Below are 21,134 nucleotides of genomic sequence, written 5' to 3' on the forward strand. Positions count from 1 at the left end.
GAAGTGGGTCGTGTTCCTTTTTTACGGAATTTAGCAAGGGGGACATAGTCATGCAACCGAAATATAACCGGATTGTGTTAAAATTGAGCGGAGAAGCGCTCGCAGGAGATCAAGGGTTCGGAATTCATCCTGGTATTGTCAATTCGATTTCGAATCAGATTAAGGAATTAGTCGAATTGAACGTAGAAGTCGCAGTCGTCGTAGGTGCAGGAAACATTTGGCGCGGTAAGACGGGAGCGGAGCTTGGGATGGACCGGGCAAATGCCGATTATATGGGAATGCTTGCGACCGTCATGAACTCGCTCGCTTTACAAGATAGCCTGGAGTCCGTTGGTGTCGAAACACGTGTTCAGACGTCGATTGAGATGCGACAAGTCGCTGAACCATACATCCGCCGCCGGGCAATGCGTCATCTTGAAAAAGGACGGGTTGTTATCTTTGCAGCCGGAACAGGAAATCCTTATTTCTCAACAGATACGACAGCAGCGCTTCGGGCAGCTGAAATCGAGGCGGAAGTCATCCTGATGGCGAAAAACAACGTCGACGGTGTCTATTCAGCTGATCCAAACGTCGATCCGGACGCGAAGAAATTTGAGACATTGTCTTACCTCGATGTTCTTAAAGACGGCCTTCAAGTTATGGATTCAACGGCAACATCACTTTGTATGGATAATGATATCCCGCTCATCGTCTTCTCGTTGATGGAAGAAGGAAACATTAAACGGGTCGTCACCGGTGATGAAATCGGGACACTTGTAAGGGGGAAATAACATGTCACAAGCAATCATGAAACAAGCAGAAGAGCGGATGGAGAAAGCACATCTGTCATTAAAAAAAGAACTTGCAACATTACGTGCAGGACGTGCAAACGTCTCAATCCTTGATCCGGTTCAAGTGGACTACTACGGTTCACCGACACCGCTCAATCAAGTCGCAAACGTCAATACGCCGGAAGCGCGTTTGATTTTGATTACACCATGGGATAAATCGATGGTGACAGAAATCGAAAAAGCGATTCAACGTGCAGACCTCGGACTGGCTCCTTCTTCAGACGGAACAGTCATTCGTTTGGCGATTCCGCCACTGACAGAAGATCGTCGGAAAGAACTCGTGAAACTTGTCAAGAAGTACACGGAAGAAGGAAAAGTTGCACTTCGGAACATCCGTCGTGATACGAACGAACAATTGAAAAAGCAAGAAAAAGATGGCGTATTGACGGAAGACGATCTGCGCGGTTACACGGAAGATGTTCAAACTTTGACGGATAAATTCGTTAAAGTACTTGATCAAACTGCCGCGGATAAAGAACAAGAAATTATGGAAGTATGACACGCTATATCGTCAGGTTGGGGACTCTTTGTCACACGAAGAGTCCCTTTCTTCTTAAACTAAACGAGGGGAGGAAGAAGTAAATGTTTCAATGGTTAAATCAGACTAAAGAAGTAATTGAACAACAAGTTCCTGAACACATTGCGATTATTATGGATGGAAACGGACGTTGGGCAAAAAAACGAGGCCTTCCCCGGATCATGGGGCATCGTGAAGGGATGAAATCTGTCCGGGAAGTTGTTCGGACGGCAAATGAATTAGGTGTGAAAAGTTTGACGTTATATGCTTTTTCGACCGAAAATTGGACGCGTCCTGAAGAAGAAGTCAGTTTCCTGATGAAACTGCCGGCCCAGTTTTTAGAATCCGATTTAAAGGACTTAAATGAACGTAATGTCAAAGTCGAAGTGGCGGGAGAAGTATCACGTCTGCCGATTTATACGCGGGAAGCCGTTCAACAAGCGAAAACAGATACAGCAAACAATACAGGACTTCGGCTGATTTTCGCCCTCAATTACGGAGGACGGGATGAAATCGTCCAAGTCATGCAGAAAATTGCTGAAAAAGTCCAGGCCGGTTTGTTGCAACCCGACATGATTACAAATGAAATCATTGAACAGGAATTGATGACAGGTTCGATGACGGATGTTGATCTCGTCATCCGGACGAGTGGGGAACAACGACTTTCAAACTTTTTATTATGGCAAGCTGCCTATGCCGAATTTTACTTTACCGATGTCTTATGGCCCGAGTTCCGGCGTGACCAGTTCTTAGCGGCAATTGAAGACTATAATCAACGGACCCGTCGTTTTGGCGGAGTCTGACTAAACGAGGACATTTCTTATGAAAACACGAATTATTACAGGAATCTGGGCAGGTGCCATCTTTTTAGGTTTGCTTTATCTAGGAGGACTCCCATTCCTTGCTTTTATGGCAATCTTGACACTCATCGGGTATACCGAACTGGTTAAAATGCGGCAATTGTCGTTCAAGTCGATTCCGGTCCTGTTGTTTGGAGCAGGTACATTACTTCCGTTCATCAGTTTGTACGAACAGGCAAGCGACCAGTTGCTGTCACTGGGACTGACACCGATTGCTTGGGGAATGTTGATTGTCTTGATCGGGTTATTTTGGACAGTATTCTCAAAGAACGTGTTCACTTTTGACGATGTCGCCTTCCTGTTGCTGACTGCTGTGTATGTCGGTGTAGGATTTGCATCGTTTACGTACATTCGTCTGCTTGAGAACGGATTAATCTTTTCTTTACTGATTATTCTGCTGATCTGGTTTACGGATTCGGGTGCTTACTTCGTCGGAAAAAGTCTCGGGAAAACAAAACTGTGGCCGGCAATCAGCCCCAATAAGACGGTTGAAGGGGCACTTGGCGGTGTTGTTCTTGCCATTCTGCTCGGAGTAGTCTTTGAGCTGATTCATCCAACAGTTGGCATGGGAACAGTTGTATTATTGGCACTGATCGTTGCCGTAGTCGGCCAACTTGGGGATTTAGTTCAGTCCGCGTACAAACGTCATTACGGCGTAAAAGATTCCGGAGCATTATTACCCGGACACGGTGGGATTCTTGACCGGTTCGACAGTATGATCATTGTGTTTACCGTTCTGATCGTACTCGGTATATTCGGATAAGGAGGAAAAATGATGAAACAGGTTAGTATCATTGGGGGAACCGGATCGATCGGCACCCAGACGTTAGATGTCATCGCAGCAAATCCGGACCGTTTCCAACTGGTCAGCTTTGCGTTCGGGAAAAACATCGAGGTTGCTTTACCCTGGCTGAATCGTTTACGTCCGGAGCTGGTAGCGGTCTTAGACGAGACTGTAAAAGAGCAATTGGAAGCAGTACTTGACTATTCGCCGACAGTACTTGTCGGGGAGGACGGATTGATTGCTGTTGCGACAGCTGAACAAGCGGATATCGTCATTACAGCCGTCGTCGGTGCAGTAGGTCTTCGACCGACATTGGCCGCAATCGAAGCGGGAAAATCAATTGGATTGGCAAACAAAGAGACATTGGTGACTGCCGGACACCTCGTCATGAAAAAAGCACGCGAAAAAGGTGTCGCGATTCTTCCGGTCGACAGTGAACATGCTGCCATCTTCCAGTGCTTGAATGGTGAACGGCGTCAGGATGTTCGACAAATCATTTTAACTGCATCGGGCGGCAGTTTCCGTGACCAAACACGGGAACAGTTGGCAAACGTGACGGTGGAACAAGCGCTGAATCATCCGAACTGGTCGATGGGTGCAAAAATCACGATTGACTCGGCGACGATGATGAACAAAGGGTTTGAAGTCATCGAAGCGCACTGGTTATTTGATGTGACGTATGACGAAATTGATGTGGTCCTCCACCGAGAATCCATCATCCACTCGATGGTCGAATTCAATGACGGTGCAGTGATGGCTCAACTCGGAATGCCGGACATGCGTGAACCGATTCAATATGCCCTTACATATCCGTCCCGCCTTGAAATCAAAGGGGGAGAACGGTTAAACTTAAAACAAATCGGACGCCTGAATTTTGCGGAAGCTTCATTTGAACGGTATCCACTGCTTCGTCTTGCGTTTGAGGCAGGACGTGCCGGCGGATCGATGCCTTCCGTGCTCAATGCTGCGAACGAACAAGCTGTCGACCGTTTTTTAAAAGGGGAAATCAGCTTTTTAGAAATTGAAGCGAGCGTTGAGGCGGCTCTTCAAGCACATGAAAACATCGAAGATCCGTCTTTGGACCAGATTTTGGAGTCGGATCGTTGGGCCCGTGCGTTTGTTGCTTCTCTCTCACTCGCTAACTAAGGATGGGATAACAATGACGACCTTTATATCAATCGTATTGATGTTCGGTGTACTTGTTGCCGTACATGAATGGGGTCATCTCGTTATGGCCAAACGGGCAGGAATTCTCTGCCGTGAATTTGCCATCGGATTTGGTCCGAAAATTTTTTCTTTTTTCAAAAATGAGACACTGTATACGGTCCGCCTGTTACCAATCGGCGGATATGTCAAAATGGCTGGTGAAGAACCGGAATTCGTCGAAGTCAAGCCCGGTCAGACAATCGGATTGGGACTTCGTGACGGTGTCGTCGAAACGATGTATCTGGATGCTTCGCGTCCGGAAGCAGATCAAGTCGTCACCGTTGAAAAAATTGACTTGCTGCACAAGTTAGAAGTCATTGCGTTACAAGATGAAGTGTCGACACGTTATCCTGTCTCGAAGACTGCTTTTCTTGTCGAGGGACAAACGAAAACACAGATTGCGCCTTACGATCGGACGTTTGGATCAAAATCCGTGTTCAAGCGTGTCTTAGCCATTGCTGCGGGTCCGGCAATGAACTTCGTCCTCGCGTTTGTCATTCTGTTCGGCTTGGCATTGTATAACGGTTCACCGACTGGGGACAGTGTCATCGGAACGGTTCAAAAAGGTTCTCCGGCCGACAAGGCAGGTCTTGTCGAAGGAGACCGGATCGTTTCCGTCAATGGGACAGAAACGGATAAATGGACGGATTTACGGGCAGGTTTCCAAGATCAGGCCGGAAAAAAGACGACGGTCGTCTATGAACGAGACGGTCAGGAACAAACGACGTCCATCACACCGAAAGTCCAACAGCAAGGTGATCAAAAAGTCGGAATCATCGGTGTGACGAATGAAACAGAAAAATCATTCGGAACTGCTTTACAGACAGGGGTTTCTGAAACATGGCGGATGTCGACCTTAATCGTCGGAGCGGTCGGAGATCTCGTAACAGGTGTCGTCGGCGTCGATCAATTATCCGGTCCGGTCGGGATTGTCAAAATGACGGATCAAGTCGCAGACAGCGGATTTTCTATGTTGCTGACGTGGACTGCATTACTTTCAGTCAACTTAGCAGTATTCAACTTGTTACCACTACCTGCTTTAGACGGCGGTCGATTATTATTCCTATTTTTAGAAGCGTTGCGCGGGAAACCTGTCGATCCACAAAAAGAAGGACTCGTCCATTTTGTCGGATTTGCACTGTTGATGCTTTTGATGTTAGTCGTCACATGGAACGATATCCAGAAGTTCTTTTAAATTATTAGTCAAAGGGGTTCACGACTCACATGAAACAATCCAAATTATTTATGCCAACTTTACGTGAAGTACCATCCGATGCAGAAGCCATCAGTCATCAGCTTTTGTTACGGGCAGGGTTCATGCGCCAAAATGCAGCTGGAATCTATTCTTACCTTCCACTGGCAAAACGTGTTCTGTCAAAAATCGAGACGATCATTCGTCAAGAAATGGAGGGCGCTGGTGCGCAAGAATTGTTGATGCCAGCCATTCAACCGGCAGAACTATGGGAAGAAACCGGACGCTGGGATATTTACGGTCCTGAACTGATGCGTTTGACTGACCGTCACGATCGACGGTTTGCGCTGGGTGCGACACATGAAGAGTTGATTACGTCCATCGTCCGTGATGAGCTGAACTCCTATAAAAAATTACCGGTCAACTTGTTCCAGATTCAAATGAAGTACCGGGATGAGCGCCGTCCACGGTTCGGATTACTCCGTGGCCGTGAGTTCATCATGAAAGATGCGTATTCATTCCATTCAACGCAAGAGAGTTTGGAAGAAGAGTATCAAAACATGTTTGACGCCTATACAAAAATCTTCACGCGTGTCGGACTTGAATTCCGTCCGGTCGTTGCAGATTCCGGTGCAATCGGTGGAAGTGGCACACATGAGTTCCATGCGTTAGCTGCAATCGGAGAAGATACGATTGTCTACTCCGATCAGTCGGATTATGCCGCGAACTTGGAAATGGCAGAATCAGTCGATCAGTATACGAAACAGGATAAAACACCGGAAGCGCTCGCAGAAGTCCACACAGGAGACGCCAAAACAATTGAAGCAGTCAGTGCAGTGCTTGAATTACCGGAACAGGAGTCCATTAAGACCGTTGTCTTCAAGACAGAACAGGGTCTCGTGATGGCACTTGTTCGCGGTGATCATGAAGTCAACGACATTAAGCTGAAAAACTATCTCGGAGCACTCGATATCATGATGGCGACGGATGAAGAAATCGAACAGGCCCTCCATTCGACGCCGGGCACGCTCGGACCGATTGGAGCCGACATGAAGATTGTAGCGGATTATGCAGTTCGGGCATTGACGAATTCGGTTTGCGGCGCAAACAAGTCGGAAACACATTACGTGCATGTCGATCCAAGCCGTGATTTTGAAGCGGAGTATACGGATTTACGATTCGTCGAAGAAGGGGACGTGTCGCCAGACGGACAAGGGCACGTGAAGTTCGCCCGCGGAATCGAAGTCGGACAAGTCTTTAAACTCGGAACTCGTTATTCAGAAGGCATGAATGCGACCTTCCTCGATGAAGGCGGAAAAGCCCAACCGTTGATCATGGGTTGCTACGGAATCGGCGTTTCGCGAACGATGTCTGCCGTCGTCGAACAACATTACGACGAGCGGGGAATCATCTGGCCGAAAGCGATCGCACCATTTGATGTTCATTTGATTGCCGTTAACGGTAAAAATGCAGAACAGTTGGAAGTGGCAGAAACGGTTTACCGTGAACTGACGGCTGCCGGATTCTCGGTCCTCTTTGATGATCGTAAAGAACGCGCCGGTGTCAAATTTGCCGACGCAGACTTGATCGGACTGCCTGTCCGAATCAATGTTGGTAAAAAAGCACCGGACGGTATCGTGGAACTGAAAGCACGACGCGGTGGTGAAGCAGAGGAAATTCAACAAGCAGATCTTCTTGAAGCTGTTCGTTCGCTTTATGAAGGTTTACAATAAGTAATGGGAACGGTCACTTTTCGTAAAGTGACTGTTTTCTTGTCTCACACCCATTCGCCCCTTGGGCAATCTGCAAGAGGAGGAGGAGTGGCTGTCATGGTGTGAAGCAACAACGACAGCACAAATGCGAGTGGATACACAACAACGCATGGCGCTCTTGATGAGCGATTTAGAATTACCGACCGGCATCGTCGAAGAGTTTTTTACAGATGCTTCCCTTGAAAAATTACGGGTCCAAAAAGCAACTGCAACGTGGACTTTCCATATTCGGTTGACACAAATTTTACCTCAGAACGTCTATCAAATGTTTAACAGTCGGTTGAAGAGCCGTTATCAACAGTTTGCAGAGGTCAAACTGCTGCTTGAATCCGAGCAACGTCCCGATGCCAAACTGTTTATTGATTATTGGCCGTATATCGTCGAAGACCTGGCCGATGCTTCGTCAGCGATGCGGAGTCACCTGAGTCGGGTTCTACCAGAATACCGGGACAATAAATTGTTTATTCCAGTCCGCAGTGAACCGGAAGCCGGATTTTTGAAAAACGATCTGTGCAGTGAAATGCAATTGTTATACGGGGCATATGGTTTCCCGAAATTCGTGTGTGAACCGGTCGTCCAGATGGACCAGACCGAGCAGGAAGAGTTGCGGAACCAGGTGAAGCAGGAAGATATTGATGAAGCAAAACGGATGCTTGAACTGCAATTCAAACGGGAACAATCCCGTGACGATGATGAAGGTCCGATTGATATCCGGATTGGAAAACCGATTCAGGACGAAGTCGTACCGATCAAGACGATTCAAGATGAAGAGCGCCGGATTGCCATCCGCGGACTTGTTTTTGCGGCGGAAAGCCGTGAACTCCGCAGCGGGAAAACAATTTTTACCTTTAAACTGACCGACTATACGGATTCACTTGTCGTCAAAATGTTTGCCCGGGACGAGACGGATGTCAAAATCTTGTCGGCGATCAAAAAAGGCATGTGGATTCAAGTGGCGGGTCGTGTCGAGTTTGATACGTTCTTACGTGACTTATGTATGATGATTGCCCAATTGTCCGAAGTCAAAATGGAATTGCCGGCTGATCCTTGGGCCGGTGAAAAACGGGTCGAGTTGCATGCTCATTCCCAAATGAGTCAGATGGATGCCGTCATGAACGTGACGAAGTACGTCGAACGGGCGGCTGCCTGGGGACATCCGGCAGTTGCCATCACGGATCATGCCGGTGCTCAGAGTTTTCCGGACGCGTATTATGCCGGAAAGAAAAATGATATCAAGATTTTATACGGAATTGAAGCGAACGTCGTCAACGACGGGGTACAAGTCGCTTATCATCCGGTGGATCAAGAATTAGAAAAAGCAACATTCGTCGTCTTTGACGTTGAGACGACCGGATTGTCTGCCATGTATAACAAAATCATCGAGCTCGCTGCCGTCAAGATTTATGATGGTGACGTCATTGACAAGTTTGAAGCTTTTGCTGATCCGAAACATTTATTGTCGGCGACGACGATTGACTTAACGGGAATTACCGATGAAATGGTCCGCGGAAAACCGGATCCGGAACAAGTCGTCAAGGAATTCATGGACTGGGCCGGCGACTCGATTCTCGTTGCCCATAATGCGTCCTTTGATATCGGCTTCTTGAATGCGACACTGCGGTCCGGTAACCATGAAGAATCCACGTTACCGGTCATCGATACGCTGGAACTGGCACGTGTCTTGATGCCGAGTCTCAAGAATCACCGGCTGAATACGCTCGCGAAACGCTTTGACATCGAATTGACCCAGCATCACCGGGCGATTTACGATGCGGAAGCAACCGGCTACTTGATGCTCAAACTGCTACAGATGGCAGATGAGATGTTTAATATGAAAACGCACCTTTCGCTGAACCGGGAAATGGGGAAAGACATCTCGCGGGCTCGTCCGTATCATGCGACGGTCTATGCGAAAAACCGGACCGGGCTCAAAAATCTGTATCAATTGATTTCGCTTGCGCATACGAAGCACGTTCACCGGGTCGTCCGGACGCCGCGTTCGCAACTGGTTGCACACCGGGACGGATTAATTATCGGTTCCGCTTGTGATAACGGGGAAGTGTTTGATGCTGCCCTTAACAAGTCGGACGAAGATTTAGCGAAGGTCATGCGTTTTTATGATTTTATCGAAATTCAGCCGCCGGCGATGTACGGTCATTTGATTGAACGGGAAATCGTTCAAAATGAACTGGAGCTACGGGAACTGATTAAAAAAGTTATCCGCGTGGCGGAAGAAAATGATATCTTGCCGGTTGCGACAGGAAACGTCCATTATCTCGACAGACATGACGCAACATACCGGGAAGTCTTGATTCGGACCCAAGGTGGCGCCAATATGCTTAATATGCGAAAACAACTGCCGCCGGCTCATTTCCGAACGACGCAGGAAATGATGAGCGACTTTAAGTTTTTAGGACCGGATGTATCGGAACGACTCGTCATTACAAACAGTCAGCAAGTCGCCGACTGGTTTGAAAATATCGATATCATCCCAAAAGATCTGTTCACTCCGAAAATCGAAGGGGCCGATGAAGAAGTCCGCTCACTGTCGTATGATATGGCGCATCAGATTTACGGTGATGTGTTGCCGGAAATCGTCGAGGCCCGATTGGAAAAAGAACTCAAGTCGATTATCGGACATGGATTTGCCGTCATCTATCTGATTTCGCACAAACTTGTCAAGAAATCACTTGATGACGGATACCTTGTCGGTTCGCGGGGGTCAGTCGGGTCAAGTCTTGTCGCGACGATGACGGAGATTACGGAAGTCAACCCGTTGCCGCCGCATTATGTCTGTCCGAATTGTAAGGAATCGGAATTCTTTGATGACGGATCGGTTGGTTCCGGATTCGACTTACCGGATAAAACGTGTAAGACGTGTGATGTGCCGTTAATTAAAGACGGGCATGACATTCCGTTTGAGACCTTCCTCGGATTCAAAGGGGATAAAGTCCCGGATATCGATTTGAACTTCAGCGGAGAATACCAGCCGAAAGCCCACGCCTATACAAAAGTTTTGTTCGGGGATGATTATGTTTACCGTGCAGGAACGATTGGTACAATTGCTGAGAAAACGGCATATGGGTATGTCAAAGGTTATCAGTCGGAAAATGACCTCAATTACCGGAATGCCGAAGTCGACCGGCTCGTCAGCGGAGTGACCGGTGTCAAACGGACGACCGGACAGCACCCAGGGGGAATCATCGTTGTTCCGGACTATATGGACATTTATGATATCAGTCCGATCCAGTTCCCGGCGGATGATATGGGATCCGAGTGGAAGACAACTCACTTTGACTTCCATTCGATTCACGATAACCTGTTGAAACTCGATATTCTCGGACATGATGATCCGACGATGATCCGGATGCTACAGGATTTATCGGGACGTGATCCGAAAACGATTCCAGTCGACGATGCCGAAGTCATGAAGATCTTCAGTTCGACAGAATCAATCGGCGTGACGCCGGAACAGATCGATTCGAAAACCGGAACACTCGGAATTCCCGAGTTCGGAACTAAATTCGTCCGGCAGATGCTCGAAGAAACAAAACCGACGACGTTTTCAGAGCTCGTCCAGATTTCCGGTCTGTCCCACGGAACGGATGTCTGGCTCGGTAATGCCAGTGAACTGATTTATAACGGAACATGTGAACTAAAAGACGTCATCGGGTGCCGGGATGATATCATGGTCTACTTGATTTACGCCGGTCTTGAACCGTCGCTGGCCTTTAAAATCATGGAGTCGGTCCGTAAAGGGAAGGGTCTGTCGATTGAGATGGAAGAAGCGATGATTGAGAACCATGTCCCGCTCTGGTACATCGATTCGTGTAAAAAAATCAAGTATATGTTCCCGAAAGCCCACGCTGCAGCCTATGTATTGATGGCTGTCCGGATTGCCTATTATAAAGTCCATCATCCGATGTACTACTATGCTTCTTACTTCACGGTCCGGGCCGGTGATTTTGATATCGGTGCGATGAATAAAGGGTCGGCCGCGGTCCGGAAAGTGTTGCAGGACATCAAGGACAAAGGATTTGAAGCGACAGCGAAAGACAAAGGACTCTACACCGTCCTTGAAATTGCGCTTGAAATGATCGAACGTGGTTTCACCTTCAGCAAAGTTGATTTGTATAAATCGAGCGCATCCGAATTTCTGATTGACGGAGACGCGTTGCTACCGCCATTTGATGCCGTCACCGGACTCGGGACGAATGCAGCGAAACAGATTGTCGAAGCCCGAAAAGGTGGCGAGTTCTTATCGAAAGAGGATCTTCAAAAACGGGCGAAGTTATCCAAATCGATCATCGAAACACTCGATAATCTCGGGTGCCTCGAAGGTCTTCCGGATGAGAACCAGCTCTCGTTATTTGACCTCTAAAGCCTTGTGAATGCTTGCTTAAGACGGTGCATTATGCTATATTGAGTAAGGAAATGTTTTTTATACTACGACTTGGAAGGAGTAGGGGGACCTGCTCCTTTCTTGTTGGTTTTTTGAAGGAGGATGAAGATGACGAACGTAACTGAGAAGGTCGAACAACTCGCAAAACCGATCGTAGAACGTGAGGGGATGGAGCTTGTCGACGTCGAATTCGTCAAAGAGGGGGCGGATTGGTTCCTACGTGTCTCCATCGATAAAGACGGTGGCGTTGACCTGGAAGACTGTGTCAACATCAATGAAAAGTTGTCGGAAGCATTGAACCAGGATGATCCGATCGACGAACCCTACTATTTAGATGTTGCGAGTCCAGGTGCCGAACGACCACTCAAAAAAACTGAGGATTTCGAGAAGGCAATCGGGAAACATGTCTATATCAAAACCCATGACCCGGTTAAAGACGCAACAGAATTCGAAGGCACATTACTGACTTATTCTGAAGAAATGCTGGAACTCGAAGTCCGTGTGAAGACACGTAAATTGAAAATTGAAATACCGGTGAACAAGATCGCGATGGCGCGGCTTGCGGTAGTGTTCTAAGGAAAGGAAGAGAACGATGGGACCACAGTTACTTGAAGCAATCGAACAAATCGCTAAAGAAAAAGAGATTGATAAGAATATCATCATCGATGCGCTCGAACAGGCATTGATTTCCGCTTACCGTCGCAACTTTGGAAAAGAGTCGGAGGCAGTAAAAGTCGAGTTTGATCAACAGACAGGAGATATCCGTGTCTTCGCCTTGAAAGAGGTCGTTGAACGCTTGACGCAGCCGGAAGAACAGCTTTCACTCGAGGAAGCACACGAAATCGATCCGACGTATGAACTCGGTGATTTCCACAAAGTTGAAGTGACACCAGGTGATTTTGGACGTGTTGCAGCACAAACGGCCAAACAAATCGTCACACAAAAGATGCGCGAAGCAGAACGGGAACGCATTTACAATCATTTCGCCGACCGGGAAGATGAAATCATGACGGGGATGGTCGAACGTCAAGATGCGCGTAATCTATACGTTAACCTCGAAGGTATTGAAGCGGTCTTGACGACACACGAACAGATGCCGAATGAACGTTTTGGAATTCGGGAATACATCAAAGTATACGTGACGAAAGTCGATCCGATGGTCAAAGGATCAGGCGCATCGATTCTCGTATCGCGGACGCACCCGGGCTTATTAAAACGACTGTTTGAAATCGAAGTACCGGAAATCGCGAGCGGCGAAGTCGAAGTGAAGTCGGTGGCACGTGAAGCCGGCGACCGTTCGAAAATTGCCGTTGCTTCTGACGAAATCGATCCTGTCGGCGCATGTGTAGGTCAAAAAGGCGCACGTGTTCAACGCATCGTCAACGAATTGAACGGTGAAAAGATTGATATCGTCCGTTATTCAGATGATCCGAAAGAATACGTTGCCAATGCTTTAAGCCCGGCACAAGTTGTTGCTGTATACGTCAACGAACCGGCTAAAGCAACAATCGTCGTCGTCCCTGACTTCCAATTGTCACTCGCAATCGGAAAACGCGGTCAAAATGCCCGTCTGGCTGCCAAGTTGACAGGATGGAAAATCGACATCAAGAGCGAATCAGAAGCAGAATCGATGGAATTGAAGGATGTCTTCATGAAAGTCGAACCTGCGACAGCAGAAGCAGTTGACGTGGAAACGGTCCAAGTCGAAGGCGAGGAATAATTCGTGCAAAAAAAGGTACCATTACGCAAATGTGTCATCACACAAGAAATGCGTCCTAAAAAAGAGTTAATTCGGGTCGTCCGGACACCTGACAGTGAGGTTGTCGTCGATCTTAATGGTAAAATGAATGGGCGAGGCGCCTATTTGACGAAAGATGCAACTGTCATTGCGACAGCCAAAAAGAAGCGCACACTCGATCATCATCTGAAAGTCAAGACAACAGATGAGTTATATGATCAATTGCTTGCGATCGCGGGAGGTACACATGAGTAAATGGGAATCGCTCCTTGGTCTCGCGAACCGAGCGCGGAAAGTGACGACTGGAGAAGAACTCGTACTGAAAGAAGTACGGGGAGGACAAGCCAAACTCGTCCTCTTAGCAGCAGATGCGGGGGCTGCCACGCGTAAGAAAGTGACGGATAAATGTACAAGTTATCGTGTTCCGTACATCGAAGTCGGAGATCGAAACATTCTTGGACATGCACTTGGGAAAGATGCGCGTGTAGTCGTATCAGTCAACGAAGCCGGATTTGCGAAAAAGCTAACGGAACTCCTCTCGAACGATTAACTGGAGGTGGATCTTTTGGGTAAACGTGTATACGAATTCGCGAAAGAACAGAATGTAACGAGTAAGCAGGTCATCGCCCAGCTCGAAAAACTGGAAAAACCGGTCAAGAATCACATGGCGGTTTTAGATGAACAGACAGTACAGCAACTCGACAAAGTATTTAATCCCGAGAAACATCGGGTCCAAAAAACGGAGGCTCCAAAACAAGTGAAATCAGACAATAAACCGAACAGACCAGGAACAACTAACAAACCAGCAGGGAACCAATCACGCAATTCAAAAGGCGGACGTCCAGAATTCGGAAACCGTAATAACCGCGGTGGAAAACGTCGTCCCCAGAAGAAAGTAGAACCACGTAAATTGGAAGTAGCAGATCCAAATTCAAAATCAAGCCAACGAAAAGCAGCACGTCGGGCGCAAGAAGAAGCAATGGCGAACGTCGTTCAATATGCAGACAACTTAACAGTCGGCGAATTGGCTGAAAAAATGGATAAAAAACCAAACGAACTCATCATGAAATTGATGGGAATGGGCGTTATGGCGACCATTAACCAAGATCTCGATGATGAGACAGTTGAATTGCTTGCTTCTGACTTCGGATTTGAAGTCGAGAAAACGGTTCAAGTCGATGAAACAGACTTCGATGCATACGAATTGAATCTCGATAACTACGAATTGTCAGAACGTCCACCGGTCGTTACGATCATGGGACACGTCGACCACGGTAAAACGACATTGCTGGACTCGATCCGAAACACGAAAGTCACAGCAGGCGAAGCCGGCGGAATCACACAGCACATCGGGGCTTACCAAGTTGAAATCGAAGGGAAAAAAATCACATTCCTCGATACACCAGGTCACGCCGCGTTTACAACGATGCGGGCACGTGGAGCAGATGTCACAGACATCGCAATCATCGTCGTCGCAGCGGATGACGGTGTCATGCCGCAAACGGAAGAAGCCATCAGCCATGCGAAGGCAGCCGGTGTTCCAATCATCGTTGCAGTCAACAAGATGGATAAAGAAGGCGCTAACCCGGACCGTGTCAAACAAGAATTGACGGAATTCGAACTCGTTGCCGAGGACTGGGGCGGCGACACGATCTTCGTACCGGTTTCAGCACTTAAGGGAGACGGAATCGACGAGTTACTCGAAATGATTCTGCTTGTTTCGGAAGTCCAAGAATACAAATCAACACCGGATATGCACGGACGCGGAACAGTCATCGAAGCGAAACTCGACAAAGGACGCGGACCAGTCGCGACATTGCTTGTCCAACACGGAACACTTCGTGTCGGCGATCCAATCGTTGTCGGTCATACGTTCGGTCGTATCCGGGCCATGGTCAACGATATCGGTCGTCGTGTCAAAGAAGTCGGTCCATCGACACCAATCGAAATCACAGGATTAAACGACGTGCCAAAAGCCGGCGATCAATTCTTTGCGTTTGAAGATGAGAAAAAAGCCCGTCAAATCGGGGAAGCACGTTACCAACGCGAAATCGAGGCACAACGCCGCGATTCAGCGAAAGTCAGCTTAGAAGATCTCTTCGACCGGATCAAAGAAGGCGAAGTCAAAGATCTTAACATCATCATCAAAGGTGACGTTCAAGGTTCTGTCGAAGCACTTGCCGGTTCACTCAAGAAAATCGATGTCGAAGGCGCGAAAATCAACATCGTCCACTCAGGTGTTGGTGCGATTACAGAAGGTGACGTCATCTTGGCTTCAGCAGCCAACGCGATCATCATCGGCTTTAACGTCCGTCCGGATGGTAACGCTAAATCGATGGCAGACCAAGAGAAGGTTGAGATTCGCCTTCACAAAATCATCTACAATGCCATCGAAGAAATCGAACAAGCGATGAAAGGTCTTCTTGATCCTGAATTCGTTGAGAAAATTATCGGTCAAGCTGAAGTTCGTGACGTCATCAAAGTCTCGAAAGTCGGAACGATCGCAGGTGGTTATGTCACAGAAGGTAAGTTAACACGTGCTGCAGGTGTTCGTGTCGTCCGTGACAGCATCGTTATTTACGAAGGAAAACTCGATACGTTGCGCCGCTTCAAAGACGACGTTAAAGAAGTCGCAGCCGGTTACGAGTGTGGAATTAAGATTGAACGGTACGACGACATCAAAGTCGACGATGTCATCGAAGCGTTCATCATGGAAGAAGTAAAACGTAAGTAACAGAACGGATCAGAATCCGAACTGGAGGGATATAGAATGAGCGTACGTTCCAATCGTGTAGCAGAACAGGTGCGTAAAGAAATTACGCAAATGTTGATCAAAGATGTGAACGATCCGCGTGTCAAGGCGGTTACGGTAACTGGTGTTGAAGTCACAGGCGACTTACAACAAGCAACGATCTTTTATTCGGTGCTCGGTGATGAAACAGTGCGCGAAGAAGCGCGCGTTGGTCTTGAAAAGTCAAAAGGGTTCATGCGCAAAGAAATCGGATCACGCATCCGTTTACGCAAGACACCTGAATTGCTGTTTGAGATCGATACATCTGTCGAGTATGGATCACGGATTGATGAGTTGCTCCGGAACTTGAACAAGGATTAACAAGACGAGGGCAACCACAGGTGTGGTTGCCCTTTTTTAGGAGGGAAAAAGATGGAACCCATAGGAGTATTACCGCTGGACAAACCGGCAGGCATGACGAGTCACGACTGTGTCTTTCGACTGCGCCGGCTCTTTCAGACAAAAAAAGTCGGGCATACCGGAACACTTGACCCGGAAGTGACAGGTGTCTTACCGATTTGTCTCGGACGTGCTACAAAACTTGCACGTTTCATTACAGACGAAGGAAAGAGATATGTGGCAGAAGTGACGATCGGATATGCGACGACGACCGAAGACGCCCACGGTGAAATCGTCCGCGAAACACCGGTCACGCCCGCGTCAATTACGGAGCAACAAGTAGATGAAATTCTACAGCAATTGACCGGACAGATTGAACAGACTCCACCATATTATTCGGCGGTCAAAGTGAACGGGAAAAAATTGTATGAATATGCCCGTAAAGGCATCGAAGTGGAACGTCCGACCCGAACAGTTCAAATTGATACGTTGGAACGGACATCCGGGCTGACCTTTGCAGACGGACTCTGCCGGTTTCAAATCGAGATTACTTGCGGAAAAGGAACCTATATTCGGACGCTTGCCGTTGAAATCGGTGAACGGTTGGGTTATGCGGCTCATATGAGTGAGTTGCGCCGGACGAGTTCAGGAATGATGTCTGAAACAGAAGCAGTGACGCTAGCTACGCTTGAAGCCTGTGAGACTGTCGAAGAGCGGATGCAGTACGTCTTACCGATTGAACAAGTCATTCAAAAGTGGCCGCGGTTGACTGTAAATGCCGAGACGGCGGCTCGTGTATTGAATGGGGCAAAATTACCAGGCATTCCGGTCGAATTTGAACGATTTACTGTCTATAATGAAGAGGGCATTCCTTTAGCGATCTACCGGCTTGATTCCGAGATCAATATGGGACGCGTTGAAGTCATGTTACAAATCGATTAGGATCGGAGCGATCAGGAATGGACATCATTCACTTAACATACCCAGAACAACCAACAGAAGATCCGGCGGTCATCGCACTCGGATTTTTTGACGGTGTTCATCTTGGACACCAACGTGTTTTACAAACCGCAATTGAAAAAAGCCGTGAGCTCAATCTGCCAGTAGCAGTGATGACGTTTGATCCTCATCCGAAACAAGTTCTTGGCAACGGGACGGAACAGATTCTCTACATTACGCCACTTGACCGGAAACTCGAAAAAATGGCACAACTCGGCATTGACCGGGTATATGTCATCGAATTTACAGTCGCTTTTTCCGAACTGTCTCCGCAAGATTTCGTCGATCATTATTTAATTGCTGCCGGAGCACGCCACATTGTGGCCGGATTTGATTATTCGTATGGACGGTTCGGGGCAGGCAAGATGGCGACGCTTGATTTCCACAGCCGTGGACGATTTGATCATACGACGGTTTCCGAACATCAGGCAGACGATGAAAAGGTCAGTTCGACACGGATTCGTCGTTTGCTTGCGGATGGAGCGGTCGCGGAAGCAGCTCTGTTATTAGGGGAACCGTATCAAACGAAAGGGATTGTCATTCACGGTGACGCCCGAGGTCGGCAGATTGGTTTTCCGACGGCCAACATCCGTCCGGAATTTGCCTATGTCATTCCGAAACTTGGGGTCTATGCGACGTTCGTCCATCTTGAAGACGGGCGCAAGTTTCCGGCGATGACGAATATCGGACGGAGACCGACGTTTTATGAGACGGGAGAAGTCAGCATCGAAACCCACTTGCTTGCCTTTGACGAGGATTTATATGGACAAGAACTGAAACTCGAGTGGATGGCATACTTACGCGATGAACGTGCGTTTGACGGGATTGAAAGCTTAAAAACACAGCTTGCCCAAGATAAAATTCATGCGATGCAAGCATTAACGGTTTGACAGACGATGACGGGTTCGTTATGATGAGTCAGTACGAATACGTACAGCCGGTTGGCTTGGCATCAGGTCTCACCATCCGATGCTCGGCAATACGGTCATTCAAAAGATGGAGGTGGAGTGACAATGGCACTCACTAAAGAACGTAAAAACGAAATTATCGAAGCTTATGCTACGAAACAAGGCGATACTGGTTCGCCGGAAGTACAAGTTGCTGTTTTAACTGAACAGATCACAACTTTAAACGATCACTTACGTACACACAAAAAGGATCACCACTCACGTCGTGGTCTCTTGAAAATGGTTGGTCGTCGCCGTAACTTGCTCACATACCTTCGTAACAAGGATGTTTCACGTTACCGTTCATTGATCGAGCGTCTTGGTCTTCGTCGCTAATCCGAACAGACCAACAAGGAAGCAGGAGCATCGTCTCCTGCTTCTTTTTTTTGCCGATTCATGGACATTTGGCGCAAGAACATCCATAATTAGATTTGAATGAAAAAACGGATAGAAGTGAGAGGGGATTTGTGCATGTCACAAACAAAGCAGACGTTTTCGACCGAACTCGGTGGACGTCCATTAACAATTGAAATCGGTCAACTGGCCAAACAAGCAAACGGAGCAGCATTGATCCGTTACGGTGAGACAGCAGTCCTTGCGACGGTCGTCGCATCCAAACAACCAAAAGACTTAGATTTCTTCCCATTAACTGTGAACTATGAAGAAAAACTATATGCAGCAGGTAAGATTCCAGGTGGTTTCCTAAAACGTGAAGGACGTCCGGGTGAAAATGCGATTTTGACATCACGTTTGATTGACCGTCCGATCCGTCCGTTGTTCCCAGACGGTTTCCGTCATGATATCCAAGTCGCAACGACAGTTTTGTCTTCTGACGAAGATAATTCACCGGAAGTGGCAGCAATGATTGGGGCATCGATTGCTTTGTCGATTTCAGACATTCCATTTGACGGTCCGATTGCCGGCGTGACGATTGGTCGTGTGAACGGTGAGTTCATCATCAATCCGACGATGAGTCAAGCATCTGAAAGTGATATCGACCTTCAAGTTGCCGGAACGAAACATGCGGTCAACATGGTAGAAGCCGGAGCAAAAGAAGTTTCGGAACAAGCAATGCTTGAAGCGATTCTCCTCGGACATGACGTCATTAAGGAATTGATTGCGTTCCAAGAAGAAATCGTCGCAGCAGTCGGACAAGAAAAGTTCGCTTACACGGTTGCTTCGTTTGACGAAACACTCGTCAACCGCTTGAAAGCAGAGGCGCTTGCAGAAGTCACGACAGCCGTTCAAGTCGAAGAAAAACAAGCACGTGATCTTGCTATCAATGAAGTCATTTCGAAATACATCGATCAGTACGCAGCGGATGACTCAATTACGGAAGCTCAATTAGCTGAAGTATCCGGTGTCTTAAATAAATTCGTTAAGACAGAAGTCCGCCGCTTGATCACAGAAGATAAAGTCCGTCCAGATGGTCGTGGTCTTGCTGAAATCCGTCCGCTTGATTCGGAAATCGGACTGTTGCCACGGGCACACGGTTCAGGTCTGTTCACACGCGGTCAAACACAAGTCTTGTCCGTCGCAACGCTTGGTGTTGCTGGAGATGCACAAATCATTGACGGTCTTGGACTTAAAGCAGAGAAACGTTTTATGCACCATTATAACTTCCCGCCGTTCTCTGTCGGGGAAGCTCGTCCGATGCGCGCACCAGGTCGTCGTGAAATTGGTCACGGAGCACTCGGTGAACGTGCCTTGTTACCGGTTCTTCCGTCAGAAACAGATTTCCCGTACACGATTCGTCTCGTTTCGGAAGTCCTCGAATCAAACGGTTCGTCTTCACAGGCGTCAATTTGTGGATCAATTCTTGCGATGATGGATGCGGGTGTGCCGTTGAAAGCACCGGTTGCCGGAATTGCAATGGGCTTGATCAAAGAAGGCGAAAATTACTCAATCTTGACAGATATCCAAGGAATGGAAGATCACCTCGGCGATATGGACTTTAAAGTTGCTGGAACAAAAGATGGTGTGACGGCTTTGCAAATGGATATGAAGATTGGCGGAATCACGCGTCAGATTTTAGAAGAGGCGCTTGAACAAGCACGTCTTGGTCGTTTACACATCCTGGAACACATGAATTCAGTCATTGCTGAACCACGTGTCGAGTTGTCTAAATATGCACCAAAAATCGTCACATTGAAAATCAATCCTGATAAAATCCGTGATGTGATTGGGCCCGGCGGTAAAGTCATCAACGGTATCATCGATGAGACAGGTGTCAAAATCGATATCGATCAAGACGGTACAGTCTTTATCGCGTCAACGGATCAAGACGGTATCAACCGTGCGCGTCAGTTGATTGAAGATATCGTTCGTGAAGTCGTCATCGGAGAAGAATTTGACGGTACGGTTCGCCGCGTCGAAAAATTCGGAGCTTTCGTCGAATTGTTCAAAGGGAAAGATGCCCTCGTGCATATCTCGGAACTGGCGCTTGAACGTGTTGGTCAAACCGAAGATGTCGTCAAATTAGGCGATAAATTGAAAGTACGTGTCACGGAAGTCGATGATAAAGGACGTGTCAATGCGTCGCATAAAGTCCTTCTCGTGGAAGGTATGAGTCCAGAAGATCGTGCCGCATATGATGAAAAGAAAAAAACAGAGCGTGACAGCCGCCCGCCGCGTCGGGATACTGGATCTCGCCCACCACGTGACGGACAACGTCCACCACGTCGTAACTAATGAAAACAAAGGTGGCTCAACGGTGCGAATACGTGCACCGCGGGCCACCTTGTTTCATATTTCAAG

General features: G+C 47.8%; 18 protein-coding genes. All 18 read left to right on the top strand.

Annotated features, from left to right (window positions below):
• Nucleotides 1-50 precede the first annotated feature (50 nt).
• The 18 genes from pyrH (at nt 51) to pnp (ending at nt 21,068) form a co-directional block, all read left to right on the top strand.
• Complete coding sequence (pyrH, locus tag KNQ07_RS01955) at nt 51-770, top strand: UMP kinase (protein WP_012370719.1); 720 nt, start codon at nt 51-53, stop codon at nt 768-770.
• A gap of 1 nt (nt 771) precedes the next feature.
• Entirely contained in the window at nt 772-1,329 is a 558-nt protein-coding gene (gene frr, locus KNQ07_RS01960; RefSeq protein WP_012370718.1) for a ribosome recycling factor, read from the top strand.
• A gap of 83 nt (nt 1,330-1,412) precedes the next feature.
• Complete coding sequence (locus tag KNQ07_RS01965) at nt 1,413-2,150, top strand: undecaprenyl pyrophosphate synthase (RefSeq protein ID WP_012370717.1); 738 nt, start codon at nt 1,413-1,415, stop codon at nt 2,148-2,150.
• Nucleotides 2,151-2,169: 19 nt separating this feature from the next.
• Nucleotides 2,170-2,970 carry a phosphatidate cytidylyltransferase gene (locus KNQ07_RS01970; protein WP_214764082.1) on the top strand — a complete coding sequence of 267 codons (801 nt, stop codon included), beginning with the start codon at nt 2,170-2,172 and terminating at the stop codon, nt 2,968-2,970.
• Nucleotides 2,971-2,982: 12 nt separating this feature from the next.
• The gene (locus tag KNQ07_RS01975) at nt 2,983-4,137 is read left to right on the top strand and encodes a 1-deoxy-D-xylulose-5-phosphate reductoisomerase (protein ID WP_214764091.1); all 1,155 of its coding nucleotides are present in this window, start codon (nt 2,983-2,985) and stop codon (nt 4,135-4,137) included.
• A 13-nt stretch (nt 4,138-4,150) separates the two neighbouring features.
• On the top strand, nt 4,151-5,392 hold the full coding sequence (rseP, locus tag KNQ07_RS01980) for an RIP metalloprotease RseP (RefSeq protein WP_214764098.1): 1,242 nt from the start codon (nt 4,151-4,153) through the stop codon (nt 5,390-5,392).
• A gap of 29 nt (nt 5,393-5,421) precedes the next feature.
• On the top strand, nt 5,422-7,122 hold the full coding sequence (locus KNQ07_RS01985) for a proline--tRNA ligase (protein WP_214764105.1): 1,701 nt from the start codon (nt 5,422-5,424) through the stop codon (nt 7,120-7,122).
• 124 nt (nt 7,123-7,246) lie between these two features.
• Nucleotides 7,247-11,542, top strand: a complete 4,296-nt coding sequence (locus KNQ07_RS01990; RefSeq protein WP_214764112.1) for a PolC-type DNA polymerase III — start codon at nt 7,247-7,249, stop codon at nt 11,540-11,542.
• Nucleotides 11,543-11,671: 129 nt separating this feature from the next.
• Nucleotides 11,672-12,139, top strand: coding sequence for a ribosome maturation factor RimP (gene rimP / locus KNQ07_RS01995; RefSeq protein WP_012370711.1), 468 nt, complete (start codon nt 11,672-11,674; stop codon nt 12,137-12,139).
• Between the two features lie 16 nt (nt 12,140-12,155).
• Nucleotides 12,156-13,283 carry a transcription termination factor NusA gene (gene nusA / locus KNQ07_RS02000; RefSeq protein WP_214764120.1) on the top strand — a complete coding sequence of 376 codons (1,128 nt, stop codon included), beginning with the start codon at nt 12,156-12,158 and terminating at the stop codon, nt 13,281-13,283.
• Nucleotides 13,284-13,286: 3 nt separating this feature from the next.
• Nucleotides 13,287-13,556, top strand: a complete 270-nt coding sequence (rnpM, locus tag KNQ07_RS02005) for an RNase P modulator RnpM (RefSeq protein WP_214764127.1) — start codon at nt 13,287-13,289, stop codon at nt 13,554-13,556.
• A complete protein-coding gene (locus tag KNQ07_RS02010) occupies nt 13,549-13,851 on the top strand; it encodes a YlxQ family RNA-binding protein (RefSeq protein WP_012370708.1) in 303 nt (100 codons plus the stop codon). Before rnpM ends, KNQ07_RS02010 begins: the two co-directional genes overlap by 8 nt.
• Before the next feature lie 15 nt (nt 13,852-13,866).
• Complete coding sequence (gene infB, locus KNQ07_RS02015; protein WP_012370707.1) at nt 13,867-16,035, top strand: translation initiation factor IF-2; 2,169 nt, start codon at nt 13,867-13,869, stop codon at nt 16,033-16,035.
• A gap of 36 nt (nt 16,036-16,071) precedes the next feature.
• A complete protein-coding gene (gene rbfA / locus KNQ07_RS02020) occupies nt 16,072-16,413 on the top strand; it encodes a 30S ribosome-binding factor RbfA (RefSeq protein WP_012370706.1) in 342 nt (113 codons plus the stop codon).
• Between the two features lie 51 nt (nt 16,414-16,464).
• A complete protein-coding gene (truB, locus tag KNQ07_RS02025; RefSeq protein ID WP_214764140.1) occupies nt 16,465-17,373 on the top strand; it encodes a tRNA pseudouridine(55) synthase TruB in 909 nt (302 codons plus the stop codon).
• A gap of 17 nt (nt 17,374-17,390) precedes the next feature.
• Nucleotides 17,391-18,320: a bifunctional riboflavin kinase/FAD synthetase gene (locus tag KNQ07_RS02030; protein ID WP_012370704.1), complete on the top strand. Its 930-nt coding sequence runs from the start codon at nt 17,391-17,393 to the stop codon at nt 18,318-18,320.
• A gap of 123 nt (nt 18,321-18,443) precedes the next feature.
• A complete protein-coding gene (rpsO, locus tag KNQ07_RS02035) occupies nt 18,444-18,713 on the top strand; it encodes a 30S ribosomal protein S15 (RefSeq protein WP_012370703.1) in 270 nt (89 codons plus the stop codon).
• A 135-nt stretch (nt 18,714-18,848) separates the two neighbouring features.
• Nucleotides 18,849-21,068, top strand: a complete 2,220-nt coding sequence (gene pnp / locus KNQ07_RS02040; RefSeq protein ID WP_214764152.1) for a polyribonucleotide nucleotidyltransferase — start codon at nt 18,849-18,851, stop codon at nt 21,066-21,068.
• The last annotated feature ends 66 nt before the right edge of the window (nt 21,069-21,134 follow it).

It is taken from the genome of Exiguobacterium sp. s145, assembly GCF_018618835.1.
GTDB classification, from domain to species: domain Bacteria; phylum Bacillota; class Bacilli; order Exiguobacteriales; family Exiguobacteriaceae; genus Exiguobacterium_A; species Exiguobacterium_A artemiae.

Excerpts from the sequence above, each read along its gene's own strand:
- pyrH (WP_012370719.1), top strand. The coding sequence starts at position 51 with ATGCAACCGAAATATAACCGGATTGTGTTAAAATTGAGCGGAGAAGCG.
- frr (WP_012370718.1), top strand. The coding sequence starts at position 772 with ATGTCACAAGCAATCATGAAACAAGCAGAAGAGCGGATGGAGAAAGCA.
- KNQ07_RS01965 (WP_012370717.1), top strand. The coding sequence starts at position 1,413 with ATGTTTCAATGGTTAAATCAGACTAAAGAAGTAATTGAACAACAAGTT.
- KNQ07_RS01970 (WP_214764082.1), top strand. The coding sequence starts at position 2,170 with ATGAAAACACGAATTATTACAGGAATCTGGGCAGGTGCCATCTTTTTA.
- KNQ07_RS01975 (WP_214764091.1), top strand. The coding sequence starts at position 2,983 with ATGAAACAGGTTAGTATCATTGGGGGAACCGGATCGATCGGCACCCAG.
- rseP (WP_214764098.1), top strand. The coding sequence starts at position 4,151 with ATGACGACCTTTATATCAATCGTATTGATGTTCGGTGTACTTGTTGCC.
- KNQ07_RS01985 (WP_214764105.1), top strand. The coding sequence starts at position 5,422 with ATGAAACAATCCAAATTATTTATGCCAACTTTACGTGAAGTACCATCC.
- KNQ07_RS01990 (WP_214764112.1), top strand. The coding sequence starts at position 7,247 with ATGCGAGTGGATACACAACAACGCATGGCGCTCTTGATGAGCGATTTA.
- rimP (WP_012370711.1), top strand. The coding sequence starts at position 11,672 with ATGACGAACGTAACTGAGAAGGTCGAACAACTCGCAAAACCGATCGTA.
- nusA (WP_214764120.1), top strand. The coding sequence starts at position 12,156 with ATGGGACCACAGTTACTTGAAGCAATCGAACAAATCGCTAAAGAAAAA.
- KNQ07_RS02010 (WP_012370708.1), top strand. The coding sequence starts at position 13,549 with ATGAGTAAATGGGAATCGCTCCTTGGTCTCGCGAACCGAGCGCGGAAA.
- rbfA (WP_012370706.1), top strand. The coding sequence starts at position 16,072 with ATGAGCGTACGTTCCAATCGTGTAGCAGAACAGGTGCGTAAAGAAATT.
- truB (WP_214764140.1), top strand. The coding sequence starts at position 16,465 with ATGGAACCCATAGGAGTATTACCGCTGGACAAACCGGCAGGCATGACG.
- KNQ07_RS02030 (WP_012370704.1), top strand. The coding sequence starts at position 17,391 with ATGGACATCATTCACTTAACATACCCAGAACAACCAACAGAAGATCCG.
- rpsO (WP_012370703.1), top strand. The coding sequence starts at position 18,444 with ATGGCACTCACTAAAGAACGTAAAAACGAAATTATCGAAGCTTATGCT.
- pnp (WP_214764152.1), top strand. The coding sequence starts at position 18,849 with ATGTCACAAACAAAGCAGACGTTTTCGACCGAACTCGGTGGACGTCCA.